Genomic DNA, 24,607 nt, shown 5'->3' with positions numbered 1-24,607 from the left:
CGTCAATCGGCGCTGCTGGCGGCGTGGTGGCGGCGGAGTTCGCAGGAATCCAGGCTTTCGGGGTTGCCGCGCAACTGCAGCTGGCCCGTGCTGACCAGTTCGCGGCAGCGCCAGAACACGAACCAGTCGCTGGCAAGCAGGCCCTCGATGGCGCCCATGACGCTGCCGACGACCTGCGCGGCGGGCGTCCAATCGGCCGGGGCGCGGTCCTGGATCACGTCGTCGACGTTGTGATAGGCGGCCGGCACCAGCGTATTGCCCTTCCAGAGCCGCACGTCGGCGTTTTCCTTGACGTTCTGCTGCCACTCGTAGCCCAGCCGGCCCAGGCGCAGCACCGATACCGGCGCGATGGTCGAGAACCGCCGCGCCAGGCGGGCCGCCGGGTACATGCCGATGGCCGTCAGGCTGCCGTGGGCCGGGGTTTCCAGTTCGCGCAGGTCCATGGCCACCTCGTTGATGCGTTGCGGCGCCTGGTAGAGGTGGAAGACCACCCGGCGCAGCATCAACTGATCGGACGCGCTCTGGCCGTGCCAGATCGCCACCTCCATGTTGTCGCGCCGAAGCTGCTGGAGCTGGTCCAGCGCCTGGCGCATCTCGGCGGCGAAGTCGATGTCGGTGTGCGGGGCCACCCGCTGCCAGAAGCCGGAGCGGATCAGGCCGGTACTGTCGACGTCGGCGATCGGGCCCACGGCCAGGTCGTCACGCAGGACGACCACCGGGTCGGGGCGGGCGGCCTGGGCCAGTGCCTGGCGCAGCGTATTGCCCGCGACATCGCCGTTGACGACATGAATGTATTGCATGACCGTGATTGTATAGGGTGCGACGGGCTCCGGGCCTCCGGCCGCGCCCGCCGGACCGGCCGGCGAACGGCGCCACGTCGGGCGATGCGACGCATGAAGCGTGTTCCGCCATTGTAATCACGGCCCGCGGTGCGACGGACATCGGCGGCCGTCTGACATGTGGGATTCCCGCCATAGCCCGGGCGCCCCTTGACACCGGCCGGGCGTCACCGTGTCACCGTTCGTCGTAGCTGACCACCACGCGCGGGGTCAGCGCGCGGGCCTGGCAGGTCAGCACGAAGCCCTTTTCCATCTCCCACGGCTCCAGCGTGTAGTTCTTCTCCATCTCGACCTGGCCCTCCAGCACCTTGGCCCGGCAGGTACAGCAGACGCCGCCCTTGCACGCATAGGGCAGGTCCAGCCCGGCGGCCAGCGCGGTGTCCAGCACATTGGCGTCTTCCAGCGGCAGGCGCATGCTGTGCTGCTTGCCGTCGAGCACGACCACCAGTTCGGCCGTGCCGGCGTGGCTGGCATGGGCGGCCGATGTGGCCGGGGCAGGGCGCCGGGGCGCCAGCGGCACGCCAAAGCGCTCGGCGTGGATTTTGTGCGGGTCCAGCCCGGCGGCCTTGAGCGCCGCCTCCACCTCGTCGATCATCGACGCGGGGCCGCAGACGAACGCGGCGTCGATGTCATCGACGGGCAGCAGCGTTTCCAGGAAGGCGGTCACGCGCGGGCCGTCCAGCCGGCCGTGCAGCAGGTCTACCTCCTGCGGCTGGCGCGACAGCACGTGGTACAGCGTGAAGCGCGACAGGTACTGGTTCTTCAGGTCCTCCAGCGCTTCGGAGAAGATGATCGTGTCGACGCTGCGGTTGCCGTAGATCAAGGTGAAACGGCTCTCGGGCTCCACGGCCAGCGTGGTGCGGATCAGCGACAGCACCGGCGTGATGCCGCTGCCCGCCGCGAAGGCCACGTAGTGGCGCGCCGCCGCGGCATCGAGCGGCACGTGGAAGCGGCCGTCCGGCGTCATCACGTCGAGGGTCTGGCCCGGCGCCACGGTGTCGTGCAGCCACGTGGAGAAGACGCCGTCGTCCACCAGCTTGACGGCCACGCGCAGCTCGCCGCGCTCGTCGTAGTCCTGCACGCCGCAGCAGATCGAATAGGAGCGCCGCACGTCCGTGCCGTCGACCGGCGCCCGGAGCGTCAGGAACTGGCCCTGGGTGAAGCGGTAGGCGTCGCGCAGGTCGGGCGGCACGTCGAAGGCGATCGAAACCGTGTCCGACGTCTCCGGGCGGACCTGCGCCACGCGCAGCGGATGGAACTGGGGAGTCATGGCCGGCGGTGCTCAGTAGGGTTTGAAGTAGTCGAACGGCTCGCGGCAGTCCAGGCAGCGGTACAGCGCCTTGCAGGCCGTGGACGCGAAGCGGGACACTTCCTGCGTGTGCCGGCTGCCGCAGTGCGGGCAGGCGATGGCCACCGGCTGCGCGGCGCGCGGGACGAAGCGCAGCGGCTGCGCGGCCCCCGGCCGCGACGGGCCCGGCGCGCACTGCCCGGGCGGCGCGATGCCGTAGGCACGCAGGCTGGCGCGGCCGGCTTCGGTGATCCAGTCGGTGGTCCAGGCCGGGGCCAGCACGGTGCGCACGCGCCACGGCCCCAGGCCGGCGGCTTGCAGCGCGCGGCCGACGTCTTCCTCGATCTGGGACATCGCCGGGCAGCCCGAATAGGTGGGCGTGATCACGGCCTCGATGGTCGTGCCGTCGTCGGCCAGCGCTACGTCGCGCAGGATGCCGAGGTCGCGGATCGACACCACGGGGATTTCCGGGTCCGGCACGGCCTCCAGCGCCGCCCAGGCCCGCGCCAGACGGTCGTCGGCCGTACCCGGCGCTGCGCTGGCCGGGGCGGCATCGAACACCGGCGCGAACGGCGAGGTGGCGGGCGGCGTCATCGGCAAGGCTGGCGGCAAGGCAGGGCGGTGCATGGCGGGCTCCCGCTTACCACTGCGCGCCCGGATGGGCCCGCGCCAGCCCCTGCAGTTCGGCCAGCAGGTAGCTCATGTGTTCGGAATGCACGCCATGCTTGCCGGTGGAAACGAAGTCCGACGCGGCCGGACGGCGCAGCGTGGCGTCGTCGAGCACGGCGGTCACCGTGGCGTCCCACGCCTCGCGCAGGTCGGCCGTCAGCACGCCCACGCCCTGCGCGGCGGCTTCCTGCTCCACGGCATCGACGGCGAAGCACTCGTTCATGTACGGCAGCAGGTGATCCAGCGCACGCTGCATACGGTCGTGCGAAGCCGCCGTGCCATCGCCCAGCCGCACCATCCAGTCAGCCGCATGGTGCAGGTGGTAGCGCACCTCTTTGGCCGACTTGGCCGCGATGGCCGCCAGGTCGGCGTCGCGGCTGGCTTCCAGCGCCGGCCAGAGCTCGGCCATCAGCGCGCTGTAAAGGAAGTTGCGCGTGATGGTGACCGCGTAGTCGCGGTCGGCGCGTGCGGTGCCGGCCAGCGGGCCGTGGTGCGGCAGTTCCTGCAGCGTCCAGTTGCGGAAGTCGGACTCGCGGCGCCAGTAGGCGTAGTCGTCCTCGTGGCGCGCGCGGCCGGTCAGGCGGCCTTCCAGCACGCCGGCGTGGCTGTAGAGCAGGCGGGCCTGGCCGATCAGGTCCAGGCTGATGTTGGCCAGCGCGATGTCTTCTTCCAGCACCGGGCCGTGGCCGCACCATTCGGCGTTGCGCTGGCCCAGGACCAGCGCGTTGTCGGCCAGGCGCAGCACGTATTGCAGCGGCGCGGTGTGCGCCAGGGGCAGGCGCGCCAGGGCGGCGGCGCCGTCGTTGACCAGGGTTTGCGTCATGGGGCCGGCCTTACATGTGGTTCACTTCGTCGGGCAACTGGTAGAACGTGGGGTGGCGGTAGATCTTGTCGGCGGCCGGGTCGAACAGCTCGGCTTTCTCGGCCGGCGCACTGGCCGTGATGGCCGACGACGGCACCACCCAGATCGACACGCCTTCCTGCCGCCGCGTGTAGACGTCGCGCGCCATGTGCAGCGCCTGCTGCGCGTCGGCGGCGTGCAGGCTGCCGCAATGCTTGTGTTCCAGGCCCTGCTTGCTGCGGACAAAGACTTCCCACAGCGGCCATTCCTTCTGTTGTGTCATGGTGGTCTCCTTGGCCGGCGCGTCAGGCGGCCTGGGCGGTCTGGCCGGCGACGGCGCGCCGGGCGCGCTTTTCGGCATGGGCCAGCGCGGCTTCGCGCACCCACGCGCCGTCCTGGTGCGCCTTGACGCGCGTGGCCAGCCGCTCGCGGTTGCACGGGCCGTCGCCGTTGATCACGCGCCAGAATTCGTCCCAGTCGAGCGGGCTGTAGTCGTAGTGGCCGCGGTCGGCATTCCAGACCAGGCCGGGGTCGGGCAGCGTCACGCCGAGCACCTTGGCCTGCTCCACCGTGGCGTCGACAAACTTCTGCCGCAGGTCATCGTTCGAGATCCGCTTGATGCCCCAGGCCATCGTCTGGGCGCTGTTGGTGGAGGCGGCGTCGGGCGGGCCGAACATCATCAGCACCGGAAACCACCAGCGGTCCACGGCGTCCTGCACCATGGCGCGCTGGGCCTCGGTGCCGCGCATCATCGCCAGTAGCGCGTCAAAGCCCTGGCGCTGGTGGAACGATTCTTCCTTGCAGATGCGGATCATCGCCCGTGCGTACGGCCCGTACGAGCAGCGGCACAGCGGAATCTGGTTCATGATCGCCGCGCCATCCACCAGCCAGCCGATCACGCCGACATCGGCCCAGGTGAGCGTGGGGTAGTTGAAGATCGACGAATACTTGGCGCGGCCGGTGTGCAGCGCATCGACCAGGTCGTCGCGCGAGGCGTTCAGCGTCTCGGCCGCGCTATATAGATAGAGGCCGTGGCCGGCTTCGTCCTGCACCTTGGCCAGCAGGATGGCCTTGCGCTTGAGCGACGGCGCGCGGCTGATCCAGTTGCCTTCCGGCTGCATGCCGATGATCTCGGAATGCGCGTGCTGCGAGATCTGGCGCACCAGCGTTTTCCGGTACGCCTCGGGCATCCAGTCCATCGGCTCGATCTTGCCGTCCTCGGCCATGCGGGCGTCGAAGGCGGCCTGTCTGGCACCAGCGTCGGCATGCGGCGCGTCGGGCGCCAGCTGGGGCTGGCCGGGGAGGTCGAGGCTCTGTGTGTACATCGCGTCTCCTTGACTCGTCTTTGGCGGGGCCGATCGCTGGATTGGTATGGGTAGTGGGATCGGGCAGTCTGGCTACTATATAGATAAACCGACCGGTCGGTCAATTTAAGGTTTGTACGATGGACAGGCGCTGTCGTTTGTAACGGCCCGACGAGCACCGTCCTTGACGCGTGAAGCAATACGTTTGGGGCTGTGACGGTCAGGCGTGGGCAACGTCGATGGGCTGCAGTTCAGCAGCGACGGCCCAGGGCAGCAGTTCATCGATCCGGTTGATCGGATGATCGGCGATGCGCTTCAGCACGTAGCGCAGGTACGCCTCGGGGTTGAGGTCGTTGAGCTTGGCGGTGCCGATGAGCGTGTACATCGCCGCGGCCCGTTCGCCGCCACTGTCCGCGCCTGCGAAGAGGTAATTCTTGCGGCCCAATGCGACGGCGCGCAGCGCGCGTTCGGCGCTGTTGTTGTCTATCTCCAGTCGTCCATCGCCGGCATAGCGCACGAACGCCTCCCAGCGCTTGAGCGTGTAGAGGATGGCCACCGTGGTGTCGGACTTGCGGGAGAGCTTGGCCATCGTCTCTTCCAGCCAAGCTTTGAGCGCTGTTAGTCGCGGTACAGCCTCGCGCTGCCGGGTCTCCTGGCGCAGGTCTGGCGGCTGCCCTCGGATCTCGCGCTCGATGTCATATAGTTCGCCGATGCGCGCCAGCGCCTGTTCGGTGACGGCATTGGGGCGCACCGCATGCAGCTCGTAGAACTTGCGTCTTGCGTGCGCCCAGCACGCGGCTTCTTGCACTCGGCCAGTTTCATAGACCGCGTTGAAGCCCGCATACGCATCGGCTTGCAAGGTCCCGCCGAAGGATCGCAGATGGTGCTGTGGGTGCTCACCCTTGCGATCGGGCGAGTAGGCGAACCACACTGCAGGCGGCGCGGCGTTGCCTGATGGTCGATCGTCACGCACATAAGTCCACAGCCGTGCCGTCTTTGTCTTGCCATTGCCCGGCGCCAGCACCGGAATCGGCGTATCGTCGCCGTGCACCTTGTTGCCACCCATCACGTAACGCTCCACCGCTGCGACCAGCGGGCTGAGCAACGCCGAGCAGCCACCGACCCAGTCACCCAGCGTGGATTCTGGCAGATCGACCCCTTCACGTTCCCAGCGAACGCGCTGACGATACAGCGGCTGGTGGTCGCAGAACTTCGAGACCAGCACGTTGGCCAGCAAGCCCGGGCCGGGGATGCCTCGATCGATGGGACGGCTGGGTGCGGGTGACTGCACGATGCGATCGCAGCCCGTGCAAGCAAGCTTCACGCGCCGATGTCGGATGACACGTAACCGTGCGGGGACGAGTTCGAGCTGCTCGGAGACGTCTTCGCCGAGGACTTCGAAGGTGCCGCCACAATCGCAGCACGTGGTTTCCGTCGGCGAGTGAATGACGTCTTCGCGTTCCAGGTGCGCCGGTAGCGGGTTGCGTCCACCGTTGCCATGGGCCGTGCGCGAGCGAGGAGCATTTGCCGCAACGACGCCTTCATCGGTCTGCAGTTCTTCGAGCTTGAGTTCGAGTTGCTCGATCTGCCGGTCCAGCTTCTCGGACCGGTGACCGAACTGCTGGCGCTTGAGCTTGGCAATCAGCAGCTTGAGGTGTTCGATCTCGATCGCATGGTCGCGTAGTGCGCTGTCACGCGCGATGATCATCGCCTTGAGGGTGGCGATGTCATCGGGAAGCGTGGCGGGATCGGTTTGCATGTCCCGCAGTGTAGGAAGCGGCGCAGCAGTTTACAAGGCGAGTGTCGGGCGCCAGGTCCGTTCTGGCTTGCGCCAGTCGATGCCCTCGAGCAGCATCGAGAGTTGCGCCGGCGTCAGGTGGACCTTGCCGCTGTGAGCCTGGGGCCAGACGAAGCGGCCTCGCTCCAGACGCTTGGCCAGCAGGCAGAGACCGTCACCGCTCCACCACAGCACCTTGATCAGGTCGCCGCGCCGACCGCGGAAGACAAAGACATGACCGCTGTACGGGTCCTCAGACAGCGTGGTGTGTGCCTTCGCAGCCAGGCCATTAAAGCCGCAGCGCATATCGGTGATCCCCGCAGCCAACCACACCCGTGTTCCGGCAGGCAATCCAATCATGCTGTTAGCGACGCCATCAGCGCATTCAATATAGCAACGTCGACGGGACCGGTGAGGCGGATCGCGCCTCGTTCGAGTCGGATCTCCACGGCGCCTTCGTGCCGCAACGCAGGAACGACAGGCATGGAGGAGATGTCCTCGACGGTCACCGGCAGCATCGTGGACGAAGACCCTCGCTCGCCATCGAGAGCCATGCGGCGCCACTTGAAGACCTGATTCGTATTGAGGCCGTTGGCCAGCGCAATCGCCGACACAGACGCATTGGGCTGCATACACTGCGAGACGATATCGCGCTTGAACGCTTCGGAGAACCGGCGCCTCTGGATGCGCCTCTCCGAAACGGGATCGGGGAGTGTCTTCATAGGTGTCCGCCTAAATTAAGCGGACGCCTATGCGGCCCGCTAAGACACCAGAGCTTGCCTACCCGGTCTCAATTGCGGAAGACGGTACTCGCCGGGCCGTTACGTCGTTTGCCATTTCATCCTAGAGCTTTGCCAGGCAGGTCAGAGCCCGATATGTTATGAATCAAATGCTTACAAATTCGGGGCGGATATCACAGAGGATTCGTTGCCAGAAGCGAGCCTCGGCCGACCCTGAGGTAGGTCGGCCGCTGACGTTAAATCCGTAGGGGGAGATTGTCCGAAACGCGTTGCATCAAAGTCGAAATACGATCCTTAGCCGGGAGTTCCTGCTAGCCGACTAAGGAAAAAGCGCGGTAAAGGTCACTACGATTACGAGGTCCTGAGCACAGGATTCGCAGAAAGTTGTCAGGGACCGTACGGCGCGAGTGGATCCCACGGTCGTTTCCGCCCCCTCAACAGGCGGTGTGATCAGTCGCCTCTCAATCCCCAACTTCTAGGGATATTGCGACGGATCAATTTGCCTGCAGTCCAATAGCCACATCCCGAAAAGACGCCAGCGCAGCTTCCAGATGCTCAATGATTTCCTGTTGCAGCACATCCGGCGGCGGCAGGTCCTCCAAGTTATCCAGGCTGTTGTCCCTGAGCCAGAAGATATCCAGGCTGGCCTTGTCACGGGCGATCAATTCGTCGTACCTGTAGAACTTGAAACGCTCGGTCTCTTTCCGCTCGTGGCGGTTCTCAGGGTGGTAGCAAGCGATGAAGTCCTGCAGGTCATCCAGCTTGAGCGTGCGCGTCTTCAGTGTGAAGTGCTTGTTGGTGCGCATGTCGTAAAACCAGACACCTTTGGTGTGCACACGGCCATCCTTGGGCGCGTTGTCGAAGAACACCACGTTTGCCTTAACGCCCTGAGCGTAGAAGATGCCGGTGGGCAGGCGCAGAACGGTGTGTACATCGCAGGTCTCCAGCAATTTTCGGCGGATTTTTTCGCCGGCGCCGCCTTCGAATAGCACGTTGTCGGGCAGTACCACCGCCGCCTTGCCGTCCACCTTGAGCATGCTCACGATATGCTGCAGGAAGTTGAGCTGCTTGTTCGACGTGGTTTCCCAGAAGTCTTGGCGCTCATAGGTGAGTGCATCACGGTCTAACTCGCCTTCGTCGTTGGTGATGGTCATGCTGCTCTTTTTGCCGAAGGGCGGGTTGGCTAGCACATAGTCCACCTTCACCTTGGGCTCGGCGATCAGTGCATCTGAACGATCAACCGAAGGCTCCCCTTCCAATTCGCCGATGTTGTGCAGGAATAGGTTCATCAGGCACAAGCGGCGCGTGTTGGGCACGATCTCGTTGCCATGGAAAGTGGCACCGCGCAAGAACTCCTTCTTCCGCTTGTCCAGCTTGGCACCTGGACGGGTTAGCCAGTTGTAAGCGCCCAGGAAGAAGCCACCAGTCCCGCAGGCAGGGTCGGCAATGGTTTTGCCGGGCGCGGGGCGTAGGCACTCCACCATCGCCTGGATGATGGGACGCGGCGTGAAGTACTGGCCAGCACCGCTCTTGGTGTCTTCCGCATTCTTCTGCAGCAGGCCCTCATAGAGATCGCCCTTGGTGTCGGCATCCATGCCCACCCAGCTTTGCTCGTCGATCATCTGCACCAGGCGCGAAAGTTTGGCAGGGTCCTGGATCTTGTTTTGGGCTTTGAAGAAGATGGCGCCCAGCATGCCCGTGCCCTGCCCCAGCTTGTGCAGCGTGGCAAGGTAGTGCGCTTCCAGCGGCTCGCCGGTTTTGCGGCGCAGGCTGGCCCAATCGTGACCCTTCGGGATGCGGGTGTTTCGGTTATAAGGCTCCTGCGCATACTCGTGCGCCATCTTCAGGAACAGAAGGTAGGTGAGCTGCTCCAGGTAGTCGCCGTAGCCCACGCCGTCGTCGCGCAGGGTGTGGCAGAAATTCCAGACTTTCTGGATGAGCGCGCTTGTGTTCACGTCAGGCCTCTAACAGTTCTTGTATCCATGGGTGGGAGTCACTGCGCTGTCCACGCAGGAGAAAGTGCATGTCGCCACTATAGGGCGACTCACGGTCGATCGCTCGTCGCAGCCGCGCCGCAACGGACTTGAAGTCTGCCGCCCGGGCGGGTTCATGGAAAGCCAGTTCAAACATACGCTTACCTTCGTCCACATCCGACATCAACTGGACCGCAGCTGCGTGCCGTCGCTTGCAGCTGGGCTCGTAATGAAGGTGGTAAATCTCGATGGATGCTTCAGCACGCTGTTTGGCGATCGGATCGGCGCTTGTCGCGCACGGCTGACCGTTTTCTTGGTGGCATCCTAGTAAACGCCAGTCGGAAATCTCGCAAGGATCTAACAACAGCGGTTGCTCCGCAGCGACTGCACCGACGGCGTAAACACGCTGCGCTTCATTGACCAAGGGAAATCGGTCGGCTTTACCGCCAACGGTTCCATTCTCAAGATCCTTCCGTCGGCTGTTGCAGTAGGTGCATGCGTAGCGGAAGTTGCTCTCGTCAAAGGCCAGCCAGCGATAGCCCCCGTGCGGGTTGGTGGCGTCGCTAACTCTGCCCTTTGGTCGGAAGTGATCGACGGCGTTGTCCGATCGGTCTACTGCTGTTTCGCAATACCAGCACTTGTCGTGCAGCAGATTCGCAAGTCCGTCTTTGAGCTCGCGCCAAACAGCGCTGTGATCGTTTGGGTCTGCGCCGTTCGCCACGGCTTGTGAAGCGGCTTGGGCACGGGCAAGCCATCCAGCGGGCTTCACTAGCTTCGTACGGTCCACGTACCTCAAGGTGCTTCCTCTTGCGAAGACTTGGCTTCGTCAGCCAGCAATTCCGCGATTAGTTGTTTGGCTAGTTGTTCTCGCTCGGCGCGGGACATTTGCACCAGGTTCTTGGCAAGCTCCTTGGGTTGTTCCGTCTTGAACTGCTGCACGAGCAACTCATTGCGCAAGCGCAGATATCTGGAATACTCGTCGTCAGGATGGAAAAAGCGAAAGCCAAGCCTGTCAAGCTGCGCGTTAATGCCGTCCAACTCCCTCTGCTCGTCCGCTGTGAGCTTGTCCTTTGCGGCGAGCACCCGCTGTGCCTCCAGAAGCTCTTGGGTCGGATGATCAAGCGATGACGCGATGCCGAACATGTCGCTCGTCACGATTGCTGCGTAGCCCATGCCGCGTGGCGCCATTTCAGGGAAACAAGCCACGATTTGACGGTGACCGTCCTGTTTGTGCATCCGAAGGATTTGCACTTGCTCGCGATCCAGCTCAGCAATAGCCAGCGGATTGTGGGTAGTCAGCAGGATGTGGCTCGCTTCTTCTTGCTTCGTACCTATGCCGATAAATTTCTTCAGATAAGTAATGTATTCAACACTCCAACGCGGGTTCAAATGCGTGTCCGGCTCGTCCAGAAGGAATAGGCTCTCCTCCTCGGCGGTAAACCGGAGAAGGCCCAGAACAGTGAGCAACTGTTGCTCGCCCTCGCTGAGCTCTCGAAAAGTTACGCTGCCATCGTTCTTCTTCAAGCGCACACGGATACGCACCTCTTCGATCAACTCAGACACATAGGTGCTTTCCAGGTCACGGAAAAACTCTCGCGGCATTTGATTGCCGACCAGTTGGCGAAGTGCAGCGATGTCCTTTACATACAGGTATTTGAACTGAATTGTTTTCTCGTTCCAAATTGAGACGGGTACACGCCGGCTGACTTCGATAGGGGCCAGGGCAATGTCATAAAGACGTGACAGGAAGTCGCGCACTACGCCGCGAGCGTTCCAGAAGCGCGGATCGCCATCGGCAGCGTTGGATTTCCACGGCGGCTGCCGGAGTACGAATAGGACCGACTCCATGCCCTCGTCCGGGTCAAGGCCAAGGTGGTCTTTGAGGAAGTCACGTACCACGTCGGACTGTTGAATCAGAAAGGCCAGTAACACGAACTGGCTGTGCACTGGCATGGCATAAAAGAGCCGCTTAATGCCCGGGTCTTCACCATTTCGCAACCGCTTGTCGTACTTTTCAAGATACGGCCTGAACACTTCGTGCATCCGATCGCTTTCCCCGGAGTAGTACGCAAAGACATAGCGAGGCAAATATTTGCTGTCCTCCTTCAAAAACTCTGAGAGGTGTACGCGGCACTTGCGCAACTTCTGGGGACGGTCTTGTTCTTCCAAGACATACCCCCAAAGATCGTCTTGGGGTGTTTTTATAACTTCATCAATTTCAGCCTCTGAGCCAGAATAAAACTGAAGCGGGTCGGCCCTTCTGTCTGGATCCGAGTCAATAAAGATGTGGCGATAGTCTTCGCGCGAACCCGTCCGATATCTAATCTTGAAGGCGAAGGGAGGCATTCGCTTCAACGCGATTAGGTCTCTGAAGATGATGGCCAGCGCCTCAAGCACGTTGGACTTGCCAGTGCCGTTCCAGCCGATCACGACCGTGACCCAGTGATCCTGATCGAAGTCGATCGTGACGTTCTTCAGGTTCTTGAACTGGTGTGCAGGGCTGTCCTTGGCACTACCGATGATGAGCTTGTCCAGTCGCATGTTCAGCCCGCCAGCAGTTTCAGCTTTTCGTATAGCTTGCGGCCTTGCGCATCGATCACGGATTCGACGGCCAAGCGGCCAGCCTTGTCCAGCGCGCGCAGTTCCGCATAAAGCGCTTCGATCTGGTCTGTGGACGCGCCGTCGCTCACACCACAGCGGCGGAATGCTTCCTGCGCGCGCACCCAGTCTCCCGCTTCGGCGAGTACGTCAATCAGTTGGCTAACCACGGCCGCGATCTCCTTTTTTTGCTTGCTCTTGCGAGCCTTTGGCTGCTTGGCGCGCTCCACCCGCTCAGCGTGGATGCGTTCCAGCAGCACACTGGCCGGTTCGTCGTTTGGGTCCTGCGGCACGAGCTGACCGGCAAAGGCGGCGCGCAAGATGTTTTGGCGTTGAACGGTCGCTTGCTTCATCGCCAGGTCTGTCGCCAGTTCCTGCCGGTCTAGGCAGTCCAGCTGCACTTGTATCTGCGCAACGATTTCTTGCTGCTCGTGGGAAGGGCCAACCGGAACAGGAAACGCCCTTAGCATGGTCAAGTTGATCGAGGCCAGATTGGTCGTCTGCTTGCCTGCCTTCTGAAACCACAGCTTCCCAAAGGTGTTGCCGTGGTGCGATATAAGTTCGGGCTGCAAGTCACGCGAGTACGGCCGCATCCGGAAGACGTGGTTTTGGTGAATGCACTTGGCGACTTCATCTCGCCACACCCAACCTCGCCCCAACTTGTCACGGTCGCCACCTTCGGTGAACAGCACGTCGCCATCCACGAGCGTTAGCTCTTCGATGTCGCGCTCGGTCGCAAAAATGGTCTTCACATCGGACAGATCAAGGTAGCCACGCTGCACGTTCGCGACTCGAAGATAAGGCACTTCTCTTACTGGCACGGTGCCATCTCGCTTGGTTCCCTTGGCTACGCCAGATGCAATCTCCCCTAACATATCTAAGCTCGCCCATACCCATCCATCCGGCAACGCCGGCAAGTCGGTGGTACCCGGCTGCGCCGGTTCGGGATATTTTTTTTGCCAGTCTTTCGGTGGCGCTTTGCCTTGATCCTTGAACTTGGCGAGTTGCCTGGCTTCCCAGTGGGCCCGGCGCTCCGTGAGAACGCGTTCCAGCAGTTGAGCACCGGTCTCACTGGGGGGAGCGAGCTTGCACTGCGCTTCGCGCCAAGGAGCGGTGAGCGCGCCTTCGACGGCGGTCTTAAGTAGGGATTGGCGGTATTGCTGCAGCTTCTTCTGCGCGGCCTTCAGTTCCGCCACGCCGGCATCGAGGTCGGACAGCAGTTCCTCGAGCTTGGCGACGATGCGGGTTTGTTCTCCGAGGGGAGGGAGTGCTAATGGCCAAGCCTTAACGATTCCCTGCGAGATGTTGGGCTGTGCACCACCTTTGCCAGCATCGACGAAAGCCCTCTCCTGAGACAACAGAAAGTAATAGAGGAACTCTGCGCTGGTAGCTTCAGGAAAACCAACTGCACATGCTTGATTGGTGGCGGCGTCGACTCCAAAGATGGACGTCTTGCCGATGGTTGCGCCATACATCGCGATTGCGACAGAGCCCTTGGGGAACACTTTAGCGCTCGAAGCAGCTACCGCCTCTTCAGAAATGCGCTCTTCGGAATGGTGAAGTACCCGCGGCCCTAGTTCACCTGTTTTGAACCAAGGAATATCGCCTGAGTAAAAGGCCGGATTCGCTCGTGATGGCGTTCCGCCAGAAGACCATGACGCAACATTCTGAAGTGTTGTCAATGTCCAACCGCTAGGCAATTCACTCACGCCACCCACTCCTCATTCATCTCACTCATCAGCGCGTCCAGTTCCTTACCGAACAAGTTCCAGGCTTTCTGCAGTCCCCCCTTGTCAGCGAGCTCTGCGTAGTCAAAGTCGTCGCGCGATATCGAACATGAATTCGCGACGTGGTCCTTCATCAGACGCAGCCACTCGGTCTGCTCAGGCGTGAAAGACGTGCCGCGCTGCGCGTTGTGGCGGAAGATCCATGCCTGAAAGCGGCGGTCTACCTCGTCGGCAAAGGGCCTGAGTTCTGCGCCTTCGCCATCCATCCCCAACGCGAAGCGCACTAGGCTGACTAGGTCAGTGAGCTGGCGGCGGCTCGCGGCTCCTTTCACTTGGCTTCCGTGCACGCGGGCATAGGCGCTCCATAGGCGCTCGGTAGTGAGCATCAGCGGCGGTCGACTCAGGTGCTCGTGCAACTCCTCAATCATCTCGAAGGTAAGCGCGCGACGCTGGTAGGGCTGCAGGTAGAAGAATCCCAGAGCGGCAATCTCGTCCTTGTGCTGGCGGATGTAACCAGCAAATGTTTGGACCACCGTCTTGGCCTGAGCTTCAGCCTGCTCCGAGAAGCCAGAGAAGGTGACCTGATCGAGATTGATGTGGTCAATGAGCTGCTCGCGATCGCGGCGGGCACTTTCGATTTCATCGCGCAGCTCGGGCTTGTCGAACGGAGCGCAGGCGGCGGCCACGCGGCTGGTGCGAGCGGCTTCGATCTCTTCCGGCAGCAGCGTGTCTTCGCTGCGGGTGATGCCGTTGGCCTTGGCGATGGCGAGGGCGGTTTGCACTATGGCGTCCGGGTCGAGCGCTGTGATGAGCGCCTTGCCTAACTCACCCACGGGGATGCCGCCGCTGAGCTTTTCGATGCGCGCTTTCGCCTTGTCATCGAGCTGCTTGTTCAGACGGACGAGGCGGTTGGCCAGCGAGAGCACGGTGTCATTGTCGTGACTGCCCATCGCCACTCCTTGCAGCAGGTCCTTGAGCGCGACGCCGGGCTTCTTTTCCAGTGGACGGCTTTCGGTCTTGCAGGATGTTTCGACGCCCACGGCGTCGATCAGCACGAAGCGTGTCTTCGCGCCTTCGGCACTGTTGCTGACGCGCTTGAGACCGTCAGCATCCAGGCTGCGAACCCCGCGACCCTTCATCTGCTCGTAATAGCCCTTGCTCCGCACGTCGCGCATAAAGAGCAGAACTTCCAGCGGCTTCACGTCGGTACCAGTTGCAATCATGTCCACCGTCACGGCGATGCGCGGGTTGTAGTCGTTGCGGAAGCTGCTGAGGATGCTGTCGGCGTCCTCCTCGGCGCGGTAGGTCACCTTCTTGCAGAAGGCATTGCCCTGACCATAGACCTCGCGAACGATATTGATGATGTCGTCGGCGTGGCTGTCGGTCTTGGCGAAGATCAGGGTCTTGGGTGTCTCCTTGCGTGCAGGGAAGATCTGCGTTTCCACTGCAGTTTTCATCGCCTGGATCACTTGGCGGATCTGGCTGGTGTTGACCACTGAGCGGTCCAGCTCCTTGCCGGTGTATACGTTGTCTTCTTCCGTTTCGCTCCAGCGTTTTTTGCGCGTCTGGCGATCGCGGTGGTCAATCCATTCTTTGGCCTTGAGTTCAGCGCCTTTCTGTGTGATCTCGGTGATGATCTCGAAGACGTCATAGCCGACATTGACACCGTCGGCCACAGAGTTTTCATAGCTATACTCTGCGACGATGTTTTCGTTGAAGAAGCCGAAGGTGCGCTTGTCGGGTGTGGCGGTGAGGCCGATCAAGAAGGCGTCGAAGTAGTCCAATACCTGCTTCCACAGGTTGTAGATGCTGCGGTGGCACTCGTCGATGATGATGAAGTCGAACTCCTCGACTGGGAGGTCCGCGTTATAGCGAACGACTTTCTCCTGCTTGACGGTTTGCTGAACTTCGTTGAGTGAGAGGTCTTCGGCAGACTCGTCGATGGGCACACCGGACAAGACAGAGTACATGCGCTGGATGGTGCTGATGCACACCTGCGCATGTTGGTCGATGCTGGCGGAGGCTAGCCGCTGTACGTTGTATAGCTCGGTGAACTTCCGGCCGTCGTCGGGCGGCGTGTAGGCCATGAATTCCTGGTGTGCCTGCTTGCCAAGGTTGCGTGTGTCGACGAGGAAAAGGATGCGCTTGGCACCTCCGAACTTGAGCAGGCGGTAGACTGCGGTGATGGCGGTGAAGGTCTTGCCTGCGCCGGTGGCCATGTGGATCAGGGCGCGGGGCTTGTTCTGCGCCAGCGACCTCTCCAGGCCCGTGACAGCGCTGATCTGGCAGTCGCGCAGGCTGTGCTCGGAAAGCGCTGGCATGCTGTCGGCGAGGCGGCGGCGCAGCGTGTCAGGCTGGGCAAGCCATTCAGCAAGCTGCTCTGGCCCGAAGAAGTGGAAGAGTTCGCGCGAGCGCGGAGCCGGATCGGCATTGTCGGTGAAGCGGATGATCTGGCCGGTGGCTTCAAAAAGGAAGCGCAGCGCGGTGTTGTTCTTGCGCCATTTGAGGTTGGCGGTGGCGTAGCGTTCGGTCTGGATTTCCGTCACGGTGAGGTTTTCACCGGCGTTATCCTTCTTCGCTTCGATCGCGCCGCAGGCGGTGCGATTGATGAACAGGACGTAGTCGGCCGGACCAGTATCAGTGGGGTATTCGCGCACGGCTACGCCAACACCCGCCGACAAATCGAGCTGCTTCATGTCCTGAATGACCCAGCCGGCTTGTTCGAGCTTTTGATCGATCTGTTGACGGGCCTTGGTTTCCGGCGTCATCGCTATCCCTTTGGTCTACTTGCTCACGCTAGCCAGTGACTTGCCAGATCGAACGAAAGCTGTCCGTGATGGCGGATCGAGAGCAGATAAACCGTTCCTTTGCTCTGCGCATACATCAGCAGGTAATTCGTCATCACGTACTCGCGCAGTTCGCAACCTGTGGCAATGGCGTTTAATTGTTCGGTCAGGCGAGCGATGCCGTTGCTGGTTTCCACGGAGCGGGTGGGGCGTTCGAGGAAGGACCGAGCCATAAAGGAAAAACGCTCCAGATTGGGGATGATGGCATCCGTCAGTTCGTCCAACAGCGCATCAAAGACCTGCCTGGCTTCGGCTTCTAGCAGGAACGCTTCGATTTCATCGAGATTGCGCTCAAAGTTGGCGGTGAGTTTGACGGTGTGGCGGGCTGTCACGGCACGAATCGGACCGTTAGCCGGCTGTTCTAATGGTGCGGCGCTGCTTGAGGGCGGAGAGGGCGCTACGAGCATCTTTGACGTTGTCGGCAGCCACGTCAGGCAAGCTCTTGCTGGCATCTGCAATCAACAGTAAGTGGATGCGTTCTCGCTCTAGCTGGTGGTAGTAATCGAGCCGCTGCGCGTCGATGATGGCAACGTAGCTTTCGCCGTTCTTTGTGACGATTTTCTCGGCGCCGGCCTTTACCTGGTCGGCCAGTTCGGACAGATTGGCCCTAGCTTGGGACAGCGGAATCACATCGCTGGCTGAGATGGACATTGCTTACACCCTATGCTGCTAATTTGTACAGAATAACGTACATGATATCGCAATTTGTGCGCTGGCGAGGTGCGTGGCGACGCTGGATTTGGCGTGGTCTTGCCCTCCGAGGGTGCGATGGGTCAAACGTGTGAGACGGCCGATGCGAAAGCGGCCGTCCGGGTGCTCGATGCCGGCGCCGTCCACTTTTCGCCGCATTGCGGACTCAAGAACGATCACAGATCAGCAGTGACGTGCGATGACGGTCAGTTGCCGGCTTTTCCTTTTGGATCAGACCCTTCGAGACGGATACCTTTTGTATCGGTATATCAATACAAAAAAACCTTTAAATTCATGGATCTTGTGATCAAAAAAATCCTTGAAGAAGTGGGCCGCGATGTACTTTACTTTTCGGGAAAGTCCTCTTGTACTTGTTGTCAGGAGCCGACTGGGATCACGCGAAATGTTGCACACTGACTACACTTTTGCTGAGCTGTTGTTGGTTGCCAGGAAGCGCTCCGGGCAGCCCCAAAAAGTCGTCGCGCAGAAGGCAGGTATCGACCCATCGTATTTGGCATCTATGGAGGCAGGTAGAAAGGGGGCGCCCAGCGGTCACGTTCTGAACGCGTTTCTCGCTGCGATAGATGCTTCAGCGGAGGATCGGCTGAAGGTCTACCAGGCGGCTTGTGCAGAACGCGTTGGACGCGAGATCGAGTTGATATTCCCAGCGGCTATTCGGTCCGACACGCTTGAGCTGGTCTCCACCGTAGCAAGGCTTTCCCGTTGGGAAATCCGAGCCCTTTGTCAGTTGGCAAAGACTTTCGAGAACCGTCCTGTTGAGGAGGCCTTATAGAAAAGAAAACGGCGAGAACGCCTTAAAGCATTCCCGCCGCTTGGCCAGTGAGACACTGACCGGTTCGCACCTTCAGTATTGTCTCCCCGGCTAAGCATGTCAAGCCGCCTTGTCCGGCAAGGCGGCACGTATGCCGTCGTCTTGACCATAGAGTCAAGCCGACGGCAGGGAGACGTCATGCCTTCACAAACGCAGCGAGGGCTTGCCCTCGGCCCAGTAGTCCTGTCGCCGCCGAGCCAGCCGGCTAGATTGATACGTCGAGCCAGACCAACACGGATTACAGGCGAGTTTCGCCTTCCGGAATTCTGTCCGTATCCAATGGAGTGGGAGTCCAAGCTAGAAAGGAACATCCTTCTGACCCTGTTCCTTTGCTACGACGTACACGCCCTGTACACCCAGCCGTACCGATTGCCGGTATTCAAAGTTCAAGGCCATCGTACCTATACACCGGATGTCTACGTCGTACGGCCATCCACGCAGTGTTTGCTGGAAATTAAGCCACACGAGCTTCTACAACGAAAGGCCGACGAGTACCTGCAGATCGCACGCTCCCTTCAGGCCCAGTCGCTGCGATTGGAGTTCGCCACGGAGGCCGAAATCGGAGGAGATCACAGGCGACGAAACGTGGCGCTGCTTCAGCGATACCTTGGCCACGAGGTTGCCGCGGATAGAACAAGTGAAGTCATCCAGGCCACACCAATTGATGGCTGCACCGTGGAGGATCTCATGTGTGGATCAGGCGCAGAGGAGTACGAGATCCTCTGCCTCATCGCGCATCGAAGGCTCTTCCTGGATATGGAAGTCCCGTACAGCCGGCTGTCCATTCTCGTTTCACAGCCGCGCCCCGGCTTTGGGATCACCTATGAAGCAACTTTCGCTGCAAGCCGGTGCAATGCTGCTCTGGAGGACGCACTTCTGGAAAGTGGACCGGTTGGTAAATGGCCACCTACGCCTCAGGCGCCTGTACGACCAATCGATATGGTACGGTCCGGCTTCGATTTTGTTGGAGGATTCCCCGACGCTCCCGCTCGTGCTCAGCCACGAAGTGCCGGCGGAAATCAGCAGGCTCAACGCCGACGCGCTGATGCGATTGGCTCACGACATGCACAGGAGGATGTGCAATGAGTACGCCTCCAATCCTTGGGAAAGGACTTCTTGTCCGTATTAATGGAGACGATGTCTGCCAATTTCTATCGCGGGCCGGTGACGACGTTCATTTTGAGAGCGTTGCGAGTGGGAAAATCTACACGACCACCGTGCAGAAGCTCTTTGAGGCATATGCGAGCGGCGAGGTGAAGATCGTTCCGGCATTCGTTAATGAAGCGGAGATCCGGTACCAGCCGAAGACTGACAGCAAATCGTTTCCGGCGCCATTGAGCGATCTCCCTGAGCATTGGCAAAGAGATCTCCAAAGGAAGCTGGCCTATGTGCGAGCGTCCATGCGGCACGGCGCGACCCGAGGTCAGCTACGCATGCTGGAGCATGTCATCTATCTCACTGCAAAGGAAATCGGAGACGGAAGACCGCCAGGCGCATCGACCGTGAGCTATTGGGTAAAGCAATATCAGGAGGCAGACGATGACCCAGCGGCGCTAGCATCCGGCGCCGCTTGGCCGCGTAAAAGGCAACCGCGAAGCGCGGCAGTGTTAGAGACAGCCGACCGGGCTTTGCGCGAGACCTATCTCATTCGGGAAGGAGGGTCCGTAAGAGGGGCGTACAGAACATACAAATCGCTTGCGGCGAAGGAGAACAGTGAGCGCGCCGCTAATCATATGCGACCCCTCCCCGTAATGTCGGAGAGAACGTTTTACAGGCACTCCAGCAAGCTGAACGCATATGACGTTGCCGTCGCCAGGCACGGATACAACGCCGCGCGAGCACAGTTTCGCATGGTCCGAGGCAAGATGGAGGCAGACCGCCTTATGGATTATGCCGAGATTGATCACTCTGAAATTAACTGCGTTGTCATTGATGACCGCGTGATGCTTCCGCTGGGGCGTCCGAAAATTACCGCGATCAAGGAGAGGAAGAGCTCCATGGTGCTCGGCTTCTACATCAGCTTCGCACCTTCAGGGCTCGAGTGCATATCCGGCGCACTGGCGCACTCGATGCTCGAACATAAGAAAGCCTATGCCATGTGGCCGGAGCTCGAGAATCCGTGGCCCTCGCACGGTCTTGCGAGGACATATGTCATGGACCGCGGCGCTGATTTCGCAAGCGACCGTTGCGCGACGATGCTTAACGATCTAAACGCATACCCGGAATGGTGCGAAAGGCGGACGCCGTGGCACAAGCCATCCATTGAGCGATTCTTTGGCACGATGGAGCAGTCACTATTTGAGGCGATGCCAGGCAGAACGTTTGGTTCGATAGCTCGTCGAGGAGACTATGACCCACGTAAGCACGCAGTGATTCGGTTCAGCACATTTGTCTTCTTGCTGCACAAGTGGCTGGTCGACGAGCACAACGTTACTCCCAACTCACGCACCGGCCGCTCTCCGCTGGAGGTTTGGACGGAATTCCAAGAGGACATACCACCGCACTTACCGATTGACCCAAATCAGATGCGAATAAAACTTGGCCTCCCGTTCGACGGGACGTTAAGCAACGATGGCATTCGCAGAGATCGACTTTGCTTCGCGAGCCGAGAGCTCAACGCCATGTTCAAGCGATACGGACGCCGAAGCGTGCATTGCCGGATTTCGTTCAATGACATTGGCTCGGTATACGTACTGCATCCGGATGAAAGGCGGTACATACAGGTCCCCTGTACAGACCAGCAGTACGCTTCCGGCCTAACGCTGTACCAGCACAAGCTCATTCGGCAACTGGCAAGGGAGAAGACTGGGAGCAGTGATGCGCACCCCAAGGCACTAGGTGGGTTTAAGGATGTAATGCAGTATGAAATCCGCAACGCGCTCGCTGTCAAAGAGACCAAGACAAAGGTTAGGTTGGCCAGAGCCGCAGGTATAACCTCCATGGGGACATTGAACGCCGAGCACAATTCAATTGTGCCATTGCCGCGAGATCCTCTTTCTACTCCGGTATCCAACGTGTTGTTGCCGGACGCCGTTTTGCCTGAGCTCGACTGGGGGATCTGACGATGTCGGGAAGCTGTCGCGAAGGACTGCTAGACTTTCCAGCGCCTACATCTGCCGATCAATCAGTTTCACCTGCGGATGCTCGGCAGCGCGCACTCAATGGATCGCCAGAAGATCGCGAGACTTTTACGGCTAAGGTCGTAGTAAAGACTCCTTACATCCAGATGATGGACGACAGTGTTCGTTCGCTTATGGACGTTGCTTGCCGCGTACCGTTTCCAGGTGGCTTCTGCGTGGCGGGGGAGGGCGGGACGGGCAAGACGGTGTTGTTGGAGGACATCAAGAAGAAGTTCCCGCCGAGCGAAAGCTACTTCTCCTCGACTAAGCCGGTAGTTGAAATTCGACTCCCTGAGCGGCCAACTCCGGCAGGACTAGCTCAACAGCTGCTTCATGAGCTCGGAAACCCACTGGCAAACGTAAAGGTCGGCCCAAACATTGACGCCGTGCTGTTCCGGACGCTTTCGGTATGTCGAACCAAGATCGTGCTTTTCGATGAGGCGCACCATCTTATGCCGTCGTCGGGGCCGAGACGAAATTCTGCCCGCCTAACGGGTGCTACAGGAGACTACCTCAAGTTCGCGCACGACATGACCAGAATACCCTTCGGATTCTTCGGCCCACCGGAATTCCTCGATGCGTTCAATACTGATAGCCAACTACGAAGTCGATTTCCGGGGCGAATCGAGATGACACACTACGTGCGTGGTCCAGACTGGGTTCAGGTCCTTTCGGCTCTCGATCGCGCGCTACCTCTACCCGAGCTGGGAGGTCTTGCATCACCGGAGATGGCTTTGTGGCTGCACAAAGCATCATCGGGAAATTTCCGAGAGTTGAAGAGATTGTTGGGCCGCGCTGTATTCCTTGCCTCAACGGAAAGGTCTCACAAACTATCGAAGAAATACCTTGAGCAAGCCTCGCGACTTATCAACATGGGCCGAGGAGTGCCGTCGTGAGAGTTCCGATTCGTGTAGAGCCTCTTCCGGAGGAGTCCCTTCACGGCTATTTGACTCGGGTTGGCGAGGCTAACGCCATAACATTCGATCGCCTCCGCTTTGAACTCCTCGGAAGGACGCGCAAGCCTTCGTATGCATTGATCGGGGCATTTGCAGAACGCTGCAGGATCTTGCCTGATGAGGCGCTACGACTCGGCGGCTTCTGGCAGATCGGTGAAGATGGGACACTCTACAGCATGGCCGGAAGAGTAATGCTTCCAGAGCACATGCTTGCACCCAGCATGGCGCGTGTACCATGTTGCGAGAAGTGTGTCCGTCAGAACGGGTATCAGAAATCGATCTGGGCTTGCACCTTGTTGACAACGTGCCCGGTCCACAAGGTGCGACTGTACTTTGCTTGCCAACGCTGTGGTCGACCAGTGGGAAATGATCCATGGGTGACGCTGACTTACTGCGTATGCGAGTCGAAGGCGCCTATTGTTACGGAGGCAACCGATGAAGAAGTTGCTATAGCTAATCTTGTGGAGGATGGTCAGCTAAAAGCAGTTCCCGCGACTCTCGCCACAAGCCTTGAGTACCTGGCCTTGGAGCCTATTCACAGGCGACTGCATACCCTTCATTTTTTGAGCGATGTGTTCGGCCGTCAGGCGCGTGCCCTCATATCAGACAGAAGGGTAACGAGCGGACCATCACGCGCGTACATTGCTCAGCAGTTGCTCTTTGTTCTATCTGATTGGCCGGCGGGTTTCAATGAAGTCTTCGCCAAGATGTCGATGCCGATGCGTGACGGGCAGCAGAAGGCGGTATTAGCGATGCGGTTGTGGCGCCTATTTCGATACTACATCTCGGACGAGCTGTGGGCATGTAGTCCGTTCGTGCGGTCGGCGTTCGAGGCGGCGTTCAACGCAAACTTCTGCAAAACGCTTAGGAGGAGTTCGCGATTGCAGATCCAGGAGTCGTTGGACCTGACGCCATCGAAGGATACCGGATGAACTTGCTTTGGGGGCTACAGGGTCAAGTAAGGCCAGCATTGCACTGCGGCAATTGTTGAACCACAGGCATGTGCCATTCGCTGAATCGTAGGCGACAAATCACTGGTCGCGCTTCATCCCTCCGATTTTGAGCCATTGCTCCAAAGCCTCGTCCTCGAGGACGGTGACCTTCAATGATGGCGGGCCGTCAATTGTTGTCAGCTTCTTTATCCGAGGAGCGTCCTCTATACGGGAAATGCCAGGGGGCTCTACACCGGCAGCTCGTGCCCGTGCGACTGCCTCACGCACGCCTGCACTGACTGCTCGGTGGAATTCTTCGCTAAGAATGTAGTTGGCTAGGCGACTGGTGGCCATGGCTGAAACTGTGACGGTATTCAAATAAAGAGTAACCGAGCGCTGCCTGTATTGCCAGCACAACATTCAAGCTATAGATTTTTGCACCACTGCGCGTGTGGCAGATAATGCCCCTTGATACCCCACCAGATAAGTCTGGCGACGCCGTGTGCGCATCCAGTAAGATGCGCAGCTAGGGAGGCGAACACATCACAAGTGCCGCCTAGTTACAAAATGAAGGTATCCGCTTGGGGCAGGCGGGATGACGGAATTGGGGCCGACAGAATTGGGCAGCGCAATCGAGCCAGAAGTAACACGATTTGTACCGTTCCTGAAGTGGGCGGGTGGCAAGCGTTGGTTAGTGACTAGCCACGCCCACCTCCTGCCAAAGACGTTTAACACTTACATTGAGCCTTTCGTTGGGGCCGGGTCCGTCTACTTCCATTTGCAGCCCGATAGAGCACTGCTTGGCGATGCCAACAGCGAACTGATCGCCACATATAAGGCGATCCAAAGCGATTGGCAGGGTCTCGTAAATAGCTTGAAGTATCGGGAGCGACGTCATCGCGAGGATGCAGATACGTATTACTACTGGCTGCGCGGTCAGGCACCTGAAGAACTCACGCAGCGGGCATCCCGGCTAATCTACCTTAATCGTACTTGCTTTAACGGCATCTACCGCGTGAACCGCGAGGGACAATTCAATGTGCCCCGCGGCACAAAAAACAAAGTCCTGATCGAGACGGATGATTTCGCGGGAATGTCGCGCCTGCTGCAAGGGGCAGAGTTGTTAGCGGGCGACTTTGAGGACTTGGTCGACCGGGCGGAAGATGGCGATTTGGTTTTTGCAGATCCGCCCTATACCGTACTGCACAACTACAACGGCTTTCTAAAGTACAACGAAATCCTATTCTCGTGGGCAGATCAGCAGCGACTTGCTCAGGCGTTACAGCGAGCAGCCCGTCGGGGCGCTCAGGTCTTTTGCACCAACGCCAACCATCAGTCCGTGCGTAGTCTTTACGATCAACCGGAGTTCAAGCTGGAGGTCGTGTCTCGTTACTCGCACATTTCTGCGAGTAGCGCGAGTCGCAAATACTTTGAAGAACTCATCATTCGAGCCAACATCTAGGGGGAGCAAAAAGA

The 24,607-nt window shown here is 60.1% G+C and carries 22 protein-coding genes and 1 pseudogene; 7 read left to right on the top strand and 16 right to left on the bottom strand.

Translation table 11 applies throughout. From position 1 onward, the window contains the following. Positions 1–2: 2 nt before the first annotated feature. The 16 genes from EPAKOI_RS15510 to EPAKOI_RS15435 all read right to left on the bottom strand — a co-directional run bounded on the left by EPAKOI_RS15510 (position 3) and on the right by EPAKOI_RS15435 (position 17,253). Positions 3–800, bottom strand: a complete 798-nt coding sequence (locus tag EPAKOI_RS15510) for a DUF1835 domain-containing protein (protein ID WP_313837110.1) — start codon at positions 798–800, stop codon at positions 3–5. Positions 801–1,014: 214 nt separating this feature from the next. Next, complete coding sequence (paaE, locus tag EPAKOI_RS15505; RefSeq protein ID WP_423192567.1) at positions 1,015–2,109, bottom strand: 1,2-phenylacetyl-CoA epoxidase subunit PaaE; 1,095 nt, start codon at positions 2,107–2,109, stop codon at positions 1,015–1,017. Positions 2,110–2,121: 12 nt separating this feature from the next. Beyond that, on the bottom strand, positions 2,122–2,754 hold the full coding sequence (gene paaD, locus EPAKOI_RS15500; protein WP_423192566.1) for a 1,2-phenylacetyl-CoA epoxidase subunit PaaD: 633 nt from the start codon (positions 2,752–2,754) through the stop codon (positions 2,122–2,124). A gap of 13 nt (positions 2,755–2,767) precedes the next feature. After that, positions 2,768–3,619, bottom strand: coding sequence for a 1,2-phenylacetyl-CoA epoxidase subunit PaaC (paaC, locus tag EPAKOI_RS15495; protein WP_423192565.1), 852 nt, complete (start codon positions 3,617–3,619; stop codon positions 2,768–2,770). 10 nt (positions 3,620–3,629) lie between these two features. Continuing rightward, positions 3,630–3,920, bottom strand: coding sequence for a 1,2-phenylacetyl-CoA epoxidase subunit PaaB (gene paaB / locus EPAKOI_RS15490; protein WP_124683005.1), 291 nt, complete (start codon positions 3,918–3,920; stop codon positions 3,630–3,632). Between the two features lie 22 nt (positions 3,921–3,942). Beyond that, complete coding sequence (gene paaA / locus EPAKOI_RS15485; RefSeq protein ID WP_423192564.1) at positions 3,943–4,962, bottom strand: 1,2-phenylacetyl-CoA epoxidase subunit PaaA; 1,020 nt, start codon at positions 4,960–4,962, stop codon at positions 3,943–3,945. A 199-nt stretch (positions 4,963–5,161) separates the two neighbouring features. Then, positions 5,162–6,700: an IS66 family transposase gene (tnpC, locus tag EPAKOI_RS15480; protein WP_423192563.1), complete on the bottom strand. Its 1,539-nt coding sequence runs from the start codon at positions 6,698–6,700 to the stop codon at positions 5,162–5,164. Positions 6,701–6,730: 30 nt separating this feature from the next. Beyond that, the gene (gene tnpB, locus EPAKOI_RS15475) at positions 6,731–7,078 is read right to left on the bottom strand and encodes an IS66 family insertion sequence element accessory protein TnpB (protein WP_423192562.1); all 348 of its coding nucleotides are present in this window, start codon (positions 7,076–7,078) and stop codon (positions 6,731–6,733) included. After that, positions 7,075–7,440 (bottom strand): IS66-like element accessory protein TnpA, encoded by a 366-nt coding sequence (gene tnpA / locus EPAKOI_RS15470; RefSeq protein ID WP_423192561.1) that lies wholly within the window; start codon positions 7,438–7,440, stop codon positions 7,075–7,077. Before tnpA ends, tnpB begins: the two co-directional genes overlap by 4 nt. 512 nt (positions 7,441–7,952) lie before the next feature. Then, a complete protein-coding gene (locus EPAKOI_RS15465) occupies positions 7,953–9,413 on the bottom strand; it encodes an N-6 DNA methylase (RefSeq protein ID WP_423192560.1) in 1,461 nt (486 codons plus the stop codon). Between the two features lies 1 nt (position 9,414). Next, positions 9,415–10,218, bottom strand: coding sequence for a hypothetical protein (locus tag EPAKOI_RS15460; RefSeq protein WP_423192559.1), 804 nt, complete (start codon positions 10,216–10,218; stop codon positions 9,415–9,417). A gap of 5 nt (positions 10,219–10,223) precedes the next feature. After that, the gene (locus tag EPAKOI_RS15455; protein ID WP_423192558.1) at positions 10,224–11,972 is read right to left on the bottom strand and encodes an AAA family ATPase; all 1,749 of its coding nucleotides are present in this window, start codon (positions 11,970–11,972) and stop codon (positions 10,224–10,226) included. Positions 11,973–11,974: 2 nt separating this feature from the next. Further along, entirely contained in the window at positions 11,975–13,738 is a 1,764-nt protein-coding gene (locus EPAKOI_RS15450) for a restriction endonuclease subunit S (protein WP_423192557.1), read from the bottom strand. Beyond that, entirely contained in the window at positions 13,735–16,524 is a 2,790-nt protein-coding gene (locus EPAKOI_RS15445) for a DEAD/DEAH box helicase family protein (protein WP_423192556.1), read from the bottom strand. The genes EPAKOI_RS15450 and EPAKOI_RS15445 overlap by 4 nt, the downstream gene beginning before the upstream one ends. 23 nt (positions 16,525–16,547) lie before the next feature. Then, positions 16,548–16,934 carry a type II toxin-antitoxin system RelE/ParE family toxin gene (locus EPAKOI_RS15440; protein ID WP_423192555.1) on the bottom strand — a complete coding sequence of 129 codons (387 nt, stop codon included), beginning with the start codon at positions 16,932–16,934 and terminating at the stop codon, positions 16,548–16,550. Between the two features lie 16 nt (positions 16,935–16,950). After that, positions 16,951–17,253, bottom strand: a complete 303-nt coding sequence (locus EPAKOI_RS15435; protein WP_423192554.1) for a type II toxin-antitoxin system Phd/YefM family antitoxin — start codon at positions 17,251–17,253, stop codon at positions 16,951–16,953. A gap of 442 nt (positions 17,254–17,695) precedes the next feature. Here EPAKOI_RS15435 and EPAKOI_RS15430 point away from each other — a divergent pair, with 442 nt between their 5' ends. The 7 genes and pseudogenes from EPAKOI_RS15430 (at position 17,696) to EPAKOI_RS15400 (ending at position 24,593) form a co-directional block, all read left to right on the top strand. Continuing rightward, positions 17,696–18,085: a helix-turn-helix domain-containing protein gene (locus EPAKOI_RS15430; protein ID WP_423192553.1), complete on the top strand. Its 390-nt coding sequence runs from the start codon at positions 17,696–17,698 to the stop codon at positions 18,083–18,085. Positions 18,086–18,403: 318 nt separating this feature from the next. Then, complete coding sequence (locus EPAKOI_RS15425; RefSeq protein ID WP_423192552.1) at positions 18,404–19,210, top strand: hypothetical protein; 807 nt, start codon at positions 18,404–18,406, stop codon at positions 19,208–19,210. After that, complete coding sequence (locus EPAKOI_RS15420; protein WP_423192551.1) at positions 19,207–21,186, top strand: hypothetical protein; 1,980 nt, start codon at positions 19,207–19,209, stop codon at positions 21,184–21,186. The genes EPAKOI_RS15425 and EPAKOI_RS15420 overlap by 4 nt, the downstream gene beginning before the upstream one ends. Before the next feature lie 2 nt (positions 21,187–21,188). Further along, entirely contained in the window at positions 21,189–22,139 is a 951-nt protein-coding gene (locus EPAKOI_RS15415) for a TniB family NTP-binding protein (protein ID WP_423192550.1), read from the top strand. Next, a pseudogene (locus tag EPAKOI_RS15410) lies at positions 22,136–22,516 on the top strand (TniQ family protein); the annotation flags it as partial. The gene EPAKOI_RS15415 and the pseudogene EPAKOI_RS15410, both read left to right, overlap by 4 nt. Before the next feature lie 60 nt (positions 22,517–22,576). Beyond that, the gene (locus tag EPAKOI_RS15405; RefSeq protein WP_423193535.1) at positions 22,577–23,131 is read left to right on the top strand and encodes a hypothetical protein; all 555 of its coding nucleotides are present in this window, start codon (positions 22,577–22,579) and stop codon (positions 23,129–23,131) included. 595 nt (positions 23,132–23,726) lie between these two features. After that, on the top strand, positions 23,727–24,593 hold the full coding sequence (locus EPAKOI_RS15400) for a DNA adenine methylase (RefSeq protein WP_423192549.1): 867 nt from the start codon (positions 23,727–23,729) through the stop codon (positions 24,591–24,593). The last annotated feature ends 14 nt before the right edge of the window (positions 24,594–24,607 follow it).

Origin of the sequence: Cupriavidus sp. H18C2 (assembly GCF_049393795.1) — a bacterium.
GTDB lineage: Bacteria > Pseudomonadota > Gammaproteobacteria > Burkholderiales > Burkholderiaceae > Cupriavidus > Cupriavidus pauculus_C.
This window is presented reverse-complemented; position numbering and strand designations above follow the sequence as displayed.

Coding starts and splice junctions, on each gene's coding strand:
- paaA (WP_423192564.1), bottom strand. CDS start 4,962: ATGTACACACAGAGCCTCGACCTCCCCGGCCAGCCCCAGCTGGCGCCC.
- EPAKOI_RS15425 (WP_423192552.1), top strand. CDS start 18,404: ATGGAGTGGGAGTCCAAGCTAGAAAGGAACATCCTTCTGACCCTGTTC.
- EPAKOI_RS15455 (WP_423192558.1), bottom strand. CDS start 11,972: ATGCGACTGGACAAGCTCATCATCGGTAGTGCCAAGGACAGCCCTGCA.
- EPAKOI_RS15510 (WP_313837110.1), bottom strand. CDS start 800: ATGCAATACATTCATGTCGTCAACGGCGATGTCGCGGGCAATACGCTG.
- tnpB (WP_423192562.1), bottom strand. CDS start 7,078: ATGATTGGATTGCCTGCCGGAACACGGGTGTGGTTGGCTGCGGGGATC.
- paaC (WP_423192565.1), bottom strand. CDS start 3,619: ATGACGCAAACCCTGGTCAACGACGGCGCCGCCGCCCTGGCGCGCCTG.
- paaD (WP_423192566.1), bottom strand. CDS start 2,754: ATGCACCGCCCTGCCTTGCCGCCAGCCTTGCCGATGACGCCGCCCGCC.
- EPAKOI_RS15420 (WP_423192551.1), top strand. CDS start 19,207: ATGAGTACGCCTCCAATCCTTGGGAAAGGACTTCTTGTCCGTATTAAT.
- paaB (WP_124683005.1), bottom strand. CDS start 3,920: ATGACACAACAGAAGGAATGGCCGCTGTGGGAAGTCTTTGTCCGCAGC.
- tnpA (WP_423192561.1), bottom strand. CDS start 7,440: ATGAAGACACTCCCCGATCCCGTTTCGGAGAGGCGCATCCAGAGGCGC.
- paaE (WP_423192567.1), bottom strand. CDS start 2,109: ATGACTCCCCAGTTCCATCCGCTGCGCGTGGCGCAGGTCCGCCCGGAG.
- tnpC (WP_423192563.1), bottom strand. CDS start 6,700: ATGCAAACCGATCCCGCCACGCTTCCCGATGACATCGCCACCCTCAAG.
- EPAKOI_RS15415 (WP_423192550.1), top strand. CDS start 21,189: ATGTCGGGAAGCTGTCGCGAAGGACTGCTAGACTTTCCAGCGCCTACA.
- EPAKOI_RS15430 (WP_423192553.1), top strand. CDS start 17,696: ATGTTGCACACTGACTACACTTTTGCTGAGCTGTTGTTGGTTGCCAGG.
- EPAKOI_RS15435 (WP_423192554.1), bottom strand. CDS start 17,253: ATGTCCATCTCAGCCAGCGATGTGATTCCGCTGTCCCAAGCTAGGGCC.
- EPAKOI_RS15400 (WP_423192549.1), top strand. CDS start 23,727: ATGACGGAATTGGGGCCGACAGAATTGGGCAGCGCAATCGAGCCAGAA.
- EPAKOI_RS15445 (WP_423192556.1), bottom strand. CDS start 16,524: ATGACGCCGGAAACCAAGGCCCGTCAACAGATCGATCAAAAGCTCGAA.